The sequence below is a fragment of the Lentzea aerocolonigenes genome (assembly GCF_000974445.1).
Classification (GTDB): Bacteria; Actinomycetota; Actinomycetes; order Mycobacteriales; family Pseudonocardiaceae; genus Lentzea; species Lentzea aerocolonigenes.
Genome location: NZ_BBOJ01000026.1, coordinates 39509 through 51335 on the forward strand (window position 1 = coordinate 39509; position 11827 = coordinate 51335).

8 protein-coding genes are annotated in these 11827 nt (G+C 69.1%); 4 read left to right on the forward strand and 4 right to left on the reverse strand.

The features are described 5' to 3' along the window. Nucleotides 1–38 precede the first annotated feature (38 nt). Complete coding sequence (locus AOM45_RS40315; protein ID WP_030473079.1) at nucleotides 39–554, reverse strand: GNAT family N-acetyltransferase; 516 nt, start codon at nucleotides 552–554, stop codon at nucleotides 39–41. 124 nt (nucleotides 555–678) lie between these two features. On the opposite strand from AOM45_RS40315, the gene AOM45_RS40320 reads away from it, so the two are divergent. Beyond that, the gene (locus tag AOM45_RS40320; RefSeq protein WP_035913604.1) at nucleotides 679–1446 is read left to right on the forward strand and encodes an MHYT domain-containing protein; all 768 of its coding nucleotides are present in this window, start codon (nucleotides 679–681) and stop codon (nucleotides 1444–1446) included. A 15-nt stretch (nucleotides 1447–1461) separates the two neighbouring features. Here AOM45_RS40320 and AOM45_RS40325 read toward each other — a convergent pair whose 3' ends face one another. Further along, complete coding sequence (locus tag AOM45_RS40325) at nucleotides 1462–4182, reverse strand: WD40 repeat domain-containing protein (protein ID WP_030473081.1); 2721 nt, start codon at nucleotides 4180–4182, stop codon at nucleotides 1462–1464. A 193-nt stretch (nucleotides 4183–4375) separates the two neighbouring features. Here AOM45_RS40325 and AOM45_RS40330 point away from each other — a divergent pair, with 193 nt between their 5' ends. Genes AOM45_RS40330 through AOM45_RS53610 form a run of 3 tightly spaced genes read left to right on the forward strand, consistent with a single transcriptional unit; the run spans nucleotide 4376 to nucleotide 5708 of the window. Continuing rightward, nucleotides 4376–4759: a hypothetical protein gene (locus AOM45_RS40330; RefSeq protein ID WP_156094390.1), complete on the forward strand. Its 384-nt coding sequence runs from the start codon at nucleotides 4376–4378 to the stop codon at nucleotides 4757–4759. Then, nucleotides 4756–5589 (forward strand): hypothetical protein, encoded by an 834-nt coding sequence (locus tag AOM45_RS40335; protein ID WP_156094391.1) that lies wholly within the window; start codon nucleotides 4756–4758, stop codon nucleotides 5587–5589. The genes AOM45_RS40330 and AOM45_RS40335 overlap by 4 nt, the downstream gene beginning before the upstream one ends. Next, nucleotides 5586–5708, forward strand: a complete 123-nt coding sequence (locus AOM45_RS53610; RefSeq protein ID WP_269083677.1) for a hypothetical protein — start codon at nucleotides 5586–5588, stop codon at nucleotides 5706–5708. The genes AOM45_RS40335 and AOM45_RS53610 overlap by 4 nt, the downstream gene beginning before the upstream one ends. A 45-nt stretch (nucleotides 5709–5753) precedes the next feature. On the opposite strand, the gene AOM45_RS40340 is transcribed toward AOM45_RS53610, so the two are convergent. Together AOM45_RS40340 and AOM45_RS40345 are read right to left on the reverse strand one after the other, a co-directional pair. After that, the gene (locus tag AOM45_RS40340) at nucleotides 5754–8234 is read right to left on the reverse strand and encodes a DNA gyrase/topoisomerase IV subunit A (protein ID WP_030473084.1); all 2481 of its coding nucleotides are present in this window, start codon (nucleotides 8232–8234) and stop codon (nucleotides 5754–5756) included. 28 nt (nucleotides 8235–8262) lie between these two features. Continuing rightward, the gene (locus AOM45_RS40345) at nucleotides 8263–11769 is read right to left on the reverse strand and encodes an ATP-binding protein (protein WP_030473085.1); all 3507 of its coding nucleotides are present in this window, start codon (nucleotides 11767–11769) and stop codon (nucleotides 8263–8265) included. Nucleotides 11770–11827 lie beyond the last annotated feature (58 nt).

The following is an 11827-nucleotide window of genomic DNA, read 5'->3' on the forward strand; positions in this document are numbered from 1 at the left end:
AACGGCCGGGCGGAGAGACCCGAAGAATCTCCGCCCGGCTATTCGTCGTGGAAGTCCGGCACCGTGGTCACACCGGTCTGCCAGTCGCGGCGCAGAATCGCATATCCCACGGAGTCGTGCTTGTGCCCCGACGAGTCCGGCCACGCCTTGCGGTAATGCGCTTCCTTGACGTATCCGCACCGCCGGAACACGCGCCGCATCGCCACGTTGTCCTGCCGTGTCGTGCCCTCGATCCGTTCGACGTGAGCGAACTCGCCGAACAACCGGTCGGTCAGCCACGTGACGGCGTCGCGCCCGAGCCCCTTCCCCCGGTGCCGCTCGCTGATCCGCAGGTCGAACATCGGCGTCTCGTCCTCGAGGTCGAAGAGCCGGACGATCCCCGCCCGTTCACCGTCGGCCTCGATCCAGTACGTCTCGTCGTCGTAGTACCCCTCGGCGACCCGTTTCAGCACATCGGCGCGTTCGACGATTTCGATCGTGTGGAACGGCCAGCGTTCGCCGGCGAGGAAGTCGGCCAGCGCCTCACCGTCGGCGGCATCGAATTTGGTGAACACCCGGGCCTCTCATTCACGTTGTGCGGCACGCCTTACGCATACGACATCCGTATCACCGCTGTTGGGGTGACAAGTGTCCACAAAGGTCTTGCGTCACATAGATTTGCGATGTTTCCATCCCCGCATGGACATGGGGACGCTCACGCCGATCACGGCCTACATCATCGCGTGCATCGGCTCGGCCCTGGGCCTCCTCTCCAGCGAACGCGCACGGAACGCGACCGGCGCGGCACGCAACGGGTGGCTCGCGGTGGCCGCGGTGTCCATCGGCGGACTCGGCATCTGGGGCATGCACTTCACCGCGATGCTCGGCACGTGGATGGGCGCGACGGTCGCCTACGACATCCCCGTCACCCTGCTGAGCATGATCGTCGCTGTACTGGTGGTCGGCACGGGACTGCTCCTGACACTGCGCCGGGGCGACGAGCGCCTCCGCACACTCGCGGCGGGCGGACTCGTCACGGGCCTGGGCGTCGCCGCGATGCACTACACCGGCATGTCGGCCATCGTGATCAACGCCGAGATCACCTACAACCCCGTCGTCGTGGCGCTCTCCGTCGCGATCGCCGTGGTCGCCGCCACCGCCGCACTGTGGTTCACGAGGAACGTCAGCGGCCCGCTCGCCGTCCTCGGCGCCTCCCTGGTGATGGGACTCGCCGTCACCGGCATGCACTACACCGGCATGCACGCCATGAACATCAAGCTCGACGAGCTCGCCCCGGTCGCCGTCAGCAACTCCGAGGAACTGATCACGTCGTTGATCATCAGCGGCGCGGGGTTCAGCGTCATCATCGTCTTCCTGCTCGCCCTCACGTCCTCCGACGAGGAAGGCCGCGAGGAGGCCGAGCTGCTCAACCGCGTCCTGCGGCGGACCGAGTCGCGGGGGCAGTGAGCACGATCGCCCGCGTCACGTGCAGGGCGGCTCGTAGCGCAGACCGGGGAAGTAGCGGTCCCACTCCGCCCGCGTGATCACCGGACGCGCCGTCTCGCACACCCACCTGCCCGCCTCGTCCACGTCGGCGAGCGGGCGGCTGGGCACCTTCCACAGCAGCGCGGTGCCGTCGTCGCTGCCGGTCGCGAGCGTGTTCCCGTCCGGGCCGAACGCGACCGACACGACGGCGCTGCCGTGGCCGGTGAACGTGGCGATCCGCCTGGGCCACCGGGCGTCCGCGAGGTCCCACAGGCGCGTGGTCTGGTCGACGCCCGCCGTGGCGAGCATCCGGCCGTCGCCGCGGAAGGCGACGGAGCGGACGATCCCGTCGTGGCCGCTGATCGTGCTGAGCCGGCGCGGCGCCCGCGGGTCCGAGGTGTCCCAGAGCACCACGAGACCGTCCTGGCCCGCGGTGGCGAGCAACGTGCCGTCCGGGCTGAAGGCGAGCCACACCACCGGTGCGGTGTGAGCCGTCAGGAACACCGGGTGCTCCGGGTCGGACAGGCGCCACACGGCGGCGCGGTGATCCCAGCCCGCGGTGGCCACCACGTCGTCGTCCGCGCCGAACGCCACGGAGACGAGGCCGTCCGCGTGGCCGCGCAGCGTGGCGACCTCCTCGCCGGTGCGGGTGTTCCAGACCTTCGCGGTCCGGTCGGTGCTCGCGGTCGCGACCAGGGTGCCGTCGCGGCTGAACGCCACCGCGTTGACCTCGCGGGTGTGGCCGCTCAGCACGGCGCGGCCGGCGCGGTCGTCGGAGTTCCACAGGCGCGCCGTGTAGTCCCAGCCCGCCGTGGCCACCGTGCGGCCGTCCGGGCTGAACGCCGCCGCGTTCACGGTGCCGCGGTGACCGGTCAGCGTGGCGATCTCCTTCTGCTGGGCCACGTCCCACAGCTTCGCCGTGCCGTCGTGGCTCGACGTGACGACCATGCTCCCGTCCCCGTTGAACGCCACGGTGTTCACGTGACCGGCGTGGCCGCGCAGCCGGGCGAACGGCAGCGGGAACGTCTCGAGCAGACTCGTGCGCGCCTCGTCGGTAGGCGCGAGGCGGTAGGCCGCGAGGCTGAGCTGCGCGGCGAGCATCGGGTTCGAGCGGCGCAACGCGTCCGCCTTGCCCGCGACGATCTGGGACAACGCCACGTCCCGCTGCCGTGCTGCCGTGCGTTCGGCGTGCACGGCATAACCCGCCGCACCGACGACGAGCAGGAGCAGGACAGCCAGCGTCACCACCAGCTGGCGCGAGCGACGGGCCCGCCGCAGCTCCGCCGTCGCGCTGGCGTGCAGGAACTGGTGCTCACGCGTGCTGAGCACGTCCGCGTGACCCGCCGCCCAGTCACGGGTGAGCGCGAGCCGCACGCCCCGGTACAGCGCGCCGGGGTCCTGCCCCAGCGACTCCCAGGCCTGCGCCGCCTCGGTGAGCCTGCGGTGCAGCCGCAGTCCCTCGTGGTCCTCCGCGAGCCAGTCGCGCAGCCTCGGCCAGCGCCGCAGCAACGCCTCGTGCGCCAGCTCGACGCCGTCGCGGCCCGCGGTCAGCAGCCGTGCGGCGGTGAAGCGTTCGAGCACGACACCGACGTCCGGGTCGTCGTCCAGCTCGCCGTGCGCCACGACCCGTTTGACGTCACCGATGTCCTCGCCGACCGCGGTGAGCCGGCAGAAGAGGTTCCGCGCGAGCACCTGCTGGCGCGGCGTCAGTCCACTGTGGATCTCCTCGGCCGTCTGGGCGAGCGCGCCCGCGAGACCGCCCGCGGACTGGAAACCGCTCAGCGTCAACGTGTTCCCGCGTCTTCGCCGCCACGTCTCCAACAGCGCGTGCGACAACAGCGGCAACACACCGGGCTGACCGGTCGCCTCCGCGGCGATCGTCGCCTGCAACGAGCTCTCCAGCACGCACCCCACCCGGACGGCGGGCTGCACGATCGCGCGCTGCAGCTCAGTCGCGGTCATCGGGCCCACCGTGACCTGGCCGTCGCGCAACGCGTCGACGAGCTCGGGAAAAGCGGTGCAGTGCGCAAAGAAGTCCGCCCGCACCCCGATGACGACGCGGCACGGCGCGCCCGCCAGCAACGCGACGAACTCGGCCCGCTGCTCCTCGTCCCGGCACAGCGTGAAGATCTCCTCGAACTGGTCCACGACGAGCATCGCGTCCGGCCCGCCGACCTCCTCCAGCCACCGGGCGCACTCCCGCACCGGTGACGGTCCCGGCGTGCCCAGCACCGCGGCTTCCAGGCGGGGCAGCAACCCCGCGCGCAACAGCGACGACTTGCCCGAGCCCGACGCCCCGAAGACCGCGACGAACCTGGTGCGCGACAACGTGTCCAGCAGCTCCTCGACGAGCCGCTCACGTCCGAAGAACCGGTCGGCGTCCTCGCGCTGGAACGACCCGAGCCCCAGGTACGGTGCGAGGGAATCGTCCTCGGGCGGCGGAGTCTGCGCCGTCAGCTCAGCGGTGATCTCGTGCCAGCGCTGCTCCCACGACTCGACGTCGCCCTCGCACGCCCGCACGTACGCCACCGTCACGTCGAGGCTCGGCAGCTTGCGCCCGCTCGCCGCGTCGGACAGGGCAGCCGCGGAGAAGTGCGCGCGCCGGGCCAGTTCGCGATAAGGCGGACCGCCCGCCTTCTCCCTCAGCTTCCGCAGATCCGCCGCGAACCGCAGCAGCGGCGTGTCCCCCGGATCCAGCGGACGTTCTCCCCGTGGCACCAACGACCTCCCCCAGTGTCGGATCCCTCCCGCATTGTTCAGTCCTTGTCGTTCAGCGTCCGGACACCGAACGAAGACAACCCGATCGCACTAGACAGACGTTCAACGCCGCCCGCGCCCAGCAGTGGGACTGCGTCGGTGGCGTGGGCACGCAGCAATGGCACTGATCCGACACCAACGAGGGGGAATCGTCTTGTCCAGGAACCGAATGCTCGCGCTGGCCTTCGCCGCAGCCGCGGCACTGGGCCTGCTCGCTCCGGCCGTCGCGGGCGCCGCTGAGGAGAAGTCCGCCGCACCGCTCGCCTGCACGGTGAACCCGGACCCCGGCTTCGTGCTGTTCTACCAGCACTCCGACTGCCAGGGCCGCTACCAGGGCTGGGCGCGCTGCGGCTGGCACGACTTCACCGGCGTGCTGCGCCGCAACGCCAGCTCCTACTGGGACAACCAGTTCGGCGGCGCCTACACCCTCGTCTACGAGGGCTCGACGCAGGTGTACCGGACGTGGCCGCAGACCGGCGTCCGCAACGTCGCGACGTGGGAGAACGACCGCAACGAGCGGGCCTACCTGGTGTGTTGACCCGCCTCACGGTGATCGTCCTGCTGCTTCTCGGCCTCTGCGGCGAGAAGCAGCGGGCCCTTCCCGACGACATGGACCTCGACGCGGTGGCGTATCCGCTGAACGCGTTCGATCTCACCGAACACGAGATGGTGGTCGTCGCACGGGCGAAGTACCTGATGGCCCAACGGTGTGTGCGACAGCTCGGCGCCGACCTGCCCCCGTTCCCGACCGGCAGGATGCGCGCACCCCAGGACGACCGGTACGGCCTCGCGTCCAGGCGCACGGCGTGGGAGTGGGGCTACTCCCTCGACAAGCCGCCGGTGCGCGTCATCCCGTGGGAACTCCAGATCGACCCGCGTTCCCGCCTCCACGCCCTTCTCACCGAGGGCCCCGACGGCGGTTGCCTGGGCTCCGCGAACCGCGCCCTCGCGGAACCCACCACCAACCCGTTGCCACGCCTGGACGACGAGGCCTGGCGAGCGTCCCGCGACACGCCCGAGGTGAGGCAGGCCGCGCAGGCGTGGCACCGGTGCACGGCCCGAGCCGGACTCGACTACGACGACCCGGTCGAGGCGCCGTACTACCACTGGGGCGAGAAGCGGATCGCCGCCCACCGCACGTTGACGGAGCAGGACCGCAGGAACGGCCTGCGCCCCTCACCGGTGGAACGCAGGGCGGCGCTCGTGGACGTCCGGTGCAAGGTGGAGTCGGGCTTCCTGCGGGCGTGGACCGAGGCGGACGTGGCGGCGCAGCGGGAGCTGGTGGGGCGGCACCTCGGGGAGCTCACCGCACGGCGGCGGGCGCTCGACGCGCTGGTGCTGGCCGCTGACCGCGGTATGCCTGGATGATCAGGACCGAGGATGTGATGACCAGGGTCCGCGAGGCCGAGTCCGGGGACCCGCACGGCTCCCGGTGGCCGCGCTACAAGCGGAGCGACGACGCCACAGCGGCGTTCTGCCTCCTCTGACGCTCGCCGGCGAGGGCGTCGGCCGAAGCCCTCGCCGGCGTCGCGCTAGTCCCTCTCGATCAGGTGACCGATCACGTCCGGACCCGGATGCGCGTGACCGGAGCCGTCGCGCCGCGGGTCGACGTCCGGCAGCTCGACCGGCGACCCCTTGTCGTCCGCGCCCGCGGGCCTGCTGCCGATCCACGCCAGCACCAGGTGCGACTCGCCCTTGAGGAACCGCTGCGACCGCACACCACCCGTCGCGCGGCCCTTCGCCGGATACTCGCTGAACGGCGTGACCTTGACGCTCTGCCCGGACGACGTGACGACCATCGGCTCGCCGTGCTCGTCGTCGTCCGTGCGGATCGCACCGAAGAACACCACGTGCGCGTCACCGCTCAGGTTGATGCCCGCCATGCCGCCGCCCTTGAGGCCCTGCGGCCGGACCAGCTTCGCGTCATAACGCAGCAACGACGAGTCCGAGCTGACGAACGCGAGCGTCTCGCTGCCGTCCGTGAGCCACGTGCAGCCGACGACCTCGTCGCCGTCCTTGAGCGTGATGACCTCGAACTCGTCCGACCGCACCGGCCACTCCGGCACGCACACCTTCACCGTGCCGAGCTTCGTGCCGAGCGCGATGCCGGGTGAGTCCTTCGGGTCGAGCGGCGCGATGCCGACGACCTTCTCGCCCTTCTCCAGCGGCACCAGCTCACTCGCCGCCATACCGCCGCGCAGCGACACCGTTCCGCTCTGCTCCGGCAACACCGGCAACGGCAGCACGTCGGTCTTGAACGCACGCCCGAGGTTCGTGATCAGCACGACCTGACCGCGCGCGGTGGAGTGCACCACCGCGGCCACGGCGTCGTGCTTCACCCGCCCCGCCCGGCGCTTGCCCTCGGACACCTCCTCCGACTCCGCCGCGGTCCGCGCGACGAGCCCGGTGGCGCTGAGGATGACCTGGCACGGGTCGTCCGCGACCTCCAGCGGCCCCGCCGGCTTCGACGCCGCGAGCACCTCCTTGAGGTCACCGTCGATGAGGCTGGTCCTGCGGTCGCCGCCCAGTTCCTTGGCGACGTTCGCGAGCTCCTGCGAGACGAGCTTCTTCAGCACGTTCTCGTCGTCGAGGATCGCGGTCAGCTCCGCGATCTCCTTGTTCAGCTTGTCCTGCTCGTTCTCGAGCTCGAGCTTGTCGTACTTGGTGAGCCGGCGCAGCGGCGTGTCGAGGATGTAGGAGGCCTGGATCTCCGACAGCTTGAACTGCTTCATCAGGCCGTCCTTGGCGGCAGCGGCGTTCTCGCTGCCCCGGATCAGCTTGATGACCTTGTCGATGTCGAGCAGGGCCTTGAGCAGACCCTCGACCAGGTGCAGGCGTTCCTCGCGCTTGCGGCGGCGGAACTTCGTGCGCCGCGTGACGACCTCGTAGCGGTGCTTGAGGAAGACCTCCAGCAGCTGCTTGAGACCGAGCGTCTGCGGCTGCCCGTCCACCAGCACCAGGTTGTTGATGCCGAACGACTGCTCCATCGGCGTGAGCCGGTACAGGTCCGCGAGCAGCGCCTGCGGGTTCACCCCGACCTTGCACTCGATGACGAGCCGGATGCCGTTCTCGCGGTCGGTGAGGTCCTTGACGTCCGCGATGCCGGTGAGGCGCTTGGACTTGTTGACCTCGTCGGTGATCTTCTCGACGATCCGCTCGGCCCCGACGCCGTACGGCAGCTCGGTGACCGTGATGGCCTGGCGCCCGCGGGAGCCCTCCAGCGGCCCGATCTCGACCTTCGCGCGCATGCGGACCACGCCGCGACCGGTCTCGTAAGCCTTCCTGACCTCGTCGAGGCCCAGCAGGATGCCGCCGGTCGGCAGATCCGGCCCCGGCACGAACTCCATCAGCTTGTCGAGGTCGGCGTTCGGGTGCGTGATCAGCCACCGCGCCGCCCCGACGACCTCGCGGAGGTTGTGCGGGATCATGTTCGTGGCCATGCCGACCGCGATGCCGGACGTGCCGTTGACCAGCAGGTTCGGGAACGCGGCCGGCAGCACCGACGGCTCTTCGAGCGAGCCGTCGTAGTTCGGCCGGAAGTCGACCGTGTCCTCGTTCAGTTCACCGACGAGATGCATCGCAGCCTGGGACATCCGCGCTTCGGTGTAACGCGATGCAGCCGGTCCATCGTCTGGGCTACCAAAATTTCCATGCCCGTCGATCAACGGCTCGTTGAGACTGAAGTCCTGTGCAAGTCGAACCAACGCGTCGTAGATCGCGGTGTCGCCATGCGGGTGGTAGCGACCCATGGTGTCACCGACCACGCGGGACGACTTCACGTATGGGGTGTTGGGGCGCTGACCGTTGTCGTGCATCGAGTAGAGGATGCGACGGTGCACCGGCTTCAGCCCGTCCCGCGCGTCCGGCAGTGCCCGCGAGTGGATGACCGAGTACGCGTACTCCAGGTACGAGTCCTCGATCTCCGTCTTCAGCGAGTTGTCGAGCACCGTGGCGCCGGCCCGGTCGAACGCGGCGGGGTCGACCTTGGTCGTGGGTCCCTTGCGGCGTGCCATGACTGTCTTCCAGCTCTTTCCGTGAGGCTTAGAGATCGATGGCCGACTGGTCGACCCGTGCGGCGGACTCGACGAGCCAGTTGCGACGCGGCTCGACCTTCTCGCCCATCAGCAGTTCGAGGGCTTCCTCGGCGGCCTCGGCGTCGTCCATGGTGATGCGGCGCACGGACCGGCTCGCGGGGTTCATCGTGGTCTCCCACAACTCGTCCGCGTCCATCTCGCCCAGACCCTTGAACCGCGGCACCGGCGTGACGACCTGCTTGCCCGCCTTCTCCAGCTGCGCGACCTTCTTCTCCATCTCGCGCTGGGTGAAGGTGAAGTGCGTTTCGGCGTTGCGCCCGCGAGTCATGACCTTGTGCAACGGAGGCATGGCGGCGTAGAGACGCCCGTCCTCGATCACCGGGCGCATGTACTTGGCGAACAACGTGATCAGCAACGTCCGGATGTGGCTGCCGTCGACGTCCGCGTCGGCCATCAGGATCACCCGGCCGTACCGCATCTGGGAGATGTCGAACGTGCGGCCGGTGCCGGCGCCGAGGACCTGGACGATGGAGGCGATCTCGGCGTTGCGCAACGTGTCGGCCAGCGAGGCCTTCTGGACGTTGAGGATCTTGCCGCGCAAGGGGAGCAACGCCTGGTACTCGGAGACGCGAGCCATGCGAGCGCTGTTGTGGACGAACACGCCGGCTTCGAGCGCGAAGTTGTGGTAGCCGTCCACGGTGAGGTCGTAGACGTCTTCCCGCTCCGGCAAGGCTTCCACGGAGGCGACCGAGTGGTTCACCATCGACGCCGCTTCACGCAACCTCGTGAAGTCGTCGTCGTAGTGCGCCAACACCTTCAGGAACTTCAAACCGGTCTTCGCGTTCTCCTTGCGGTCCAGCTCGTAGGACAGCGCCAGCTCGAAGTTCGACGGCGTGTCCAGCATCGGCGCCAGCCGCTTCAGTGCGGCGATCCGACGGCCTTCCACCTGCTTTGCGACGCGCTCCGCACGCGACGTCGACTCGACGTAGCGACGACGACCGGTCTGGATCTTCTCCAGGTGACCGGTGGACGCGTCGGCCATGCGCTGCTTCATCCGCACCGAGTGCTCGCGGCCGAACTCCGGGTTGTTCTCGTGCCATGCAACGACCGCATCACGCTGACGCTGACGCTCCGCAGGGTCCGAGAACTGGTCGATCGTGGTGCGGGAACGCCAGGCGAGCAGTTCCTCGTCCTGCCACTGCGCCAGCGAGCGCTCGCGCCACTCCTCGCGCTTGCCCGGCTGCGTGAAGAACGCGCGCACCCGCTCGGCGGCCGCGGCGCGGTGTTCGGGCTTCGCCCAGTACTCGGCCTGCAACGCACGCATGCGCTCGGCGTAGGCGGCCTTGTCCTCGTCGCTCAGCGCCGAGTACCAGTCCTGGAAGGCCTGCTCGATGCGGGCGCGGAACTCGGGGTCCTGGTTGCGGGCGGCCAGCCTGGCGAGGCAGGAGGCGCGGAACTCCGGGTTCTTCCACTGCTCGGACAGCATCGCGGACTTGAACTCGGTGCCACCGGCGGCCAGCCAGGCGCGGTAACCCTCGTGCACGTGCTCGCCCATCATGGCGGCGTGCAGAGCGGCGTGGTCCTCCCACGTCATCCGCTGGAGGTTGCGGGGGTCGTTGTTCCGCTTGTCCACGTCGACGTGGTGACGGACGTTGCCGTTCTCCGCGCTGTCGAACCCGTGCCGGAGGTTGTACGCGTCGGCGAGGTAGTGGGTGTAGACCCACTCCTGCCTGTCGTTCATCCAGACCCGCTCGTAGCCGTCGAGGTTGTGACCTTCGGCCTTCGACGACACCGACCGGTACAGCGGCATCAGCGAGTCGCCGGGCTGCAGGGCGTCCGCGCGGCGGTACGAGCCGTCACGCAGCCGGAACAGGTGGTCCGGCGTGCAACGAACGGACTCGCCGTTGTCCAGCGTCACCCGGACCAGCGGGGCGTTCTTCTTCGTCAGCCGCGGCTCGACGAGCGGTACGACAACGACGCGACCAGCCTTGTTGGTCGCGTAACCGAAGTGCGTGACTCCGCGTTCCCAGTCCTCGACCAGTTCGCCGAACGACAGCGACTTGCCGGACGCGAGCGAAACGCGAGTTTCCTTCACAAAACACCCGAGGGCCGAATCGCCCTCGACGAGGAACAGCTCACTACGCGAAACACCGGTCGTCCGGCAGTCCACGAGCTTGGCCGGCATCGCCGCGCCCTCGAGCGCAGTCTTCCGCCGAGCCGCGTCCTTCTGCTGCTTCTGCGTCAACCGCACGCGCGACGCGTCGACGACCTTCTGCAGCACGGTCTTCGCTTCGACCTTGGTCTTGCGGTCCTCGGTCCACGCCCGCACCTGTGCGTCGACGATGCCCTGCAGCACCTTCGTGATGCCCGCGGTCGACAGCTCGTCCTTGGTCTGCGAGGTGAACTGCGGTTCCGGGATGCGGACGTGGATGACGGCGGTCATGCCCTCCAGCACGTCGTCCAGGGTCGGCATCTCCTCCTTGGGCTTGAGCAGCCCTCGGGTCTTGGAGATCGCGTCCTGCACCGCCTTCAGCACAGCGCGGTCGAAGCCACGCCGGTGCGTACCGCCGTGCATGTTGCGGATCGTGTTCGTGAAGCACTCGACGGTGCGCTCGTAGCCGGTGCCCCACCGCAGAGCGACTTCGACCTCGGCGGATCGCTCCACTTTGGACCGCATCACGCCGTTCTCGTCGGCGGCGTTCTCGAAGTAGGTGCCGGAGCCGGTGATGACCAGAGTTCCCGACACCGCCCGATCACCGGAAGGCGCCAGGAACTCGACCATGTCGGTCAGGCCGTGCGGGTAGTGGAAGACCTCTTCGGAGATCTGGTCTTCGAGCGCGGTCCGCAGCACGTACGTCACGCCCGGTACGAGGAACGCCGTGTTGCGCAGCTTCATGCGGACGGTCTCGACGTCCAGCGCCGCGTTGTTCTCGAAGTAGCGGGCGTCGTACCAGTAGCGGATCGACGTGCCGGTCGACTCGTTGCGCTTCATCTTGCCGACGACGTTCAAGCCGCCCTGGCGGGTGAACTTCGCCTTCGGGCCGGGGCCGTCGAAGACGCCGGGGACGCCGTGGGCGAACGACATCTCGTGGACCTTGCCGCCGCGGCGCACGAGCACGTCGAAGCGGTGTGAGAGGGCGTTCACGGCCGAGGCGCCGACGCCGTGCAGGCCGCCGGAGGTCTTGTAGCCGGAGCCGCCGAACTTGCCGCCTGCGTGCAACTTGGTCAACACCAGTTCCACACCGGACAGACCGGACTTCGCGTGCACGTCGGTCGGGATGCCCCGGCCGTCGTCGTCGACCTGGACGCTGCCGTCGGCGTGCAGCGTGACCACGATCTTCGTCGCGTAGCCCGCGACGCCTTCATCGGTGGAGTTGTCGACGATCTCGCTGAAGAGGTGGTTGATGCCCCGGCTGTCGGTCGACCCGATGTACATGCCTGGCCGCTTGCGGACGGCCTCGAGTCCTTCGAGGTGCGTCAGGTCGTCGGCCCCGTACAGGGTCTCTGCGGTCACGGGTATTTCTCCCTGGTCGTGTGCGGACTGCCAGCAGCGTATCTGCCTGCACTGACAT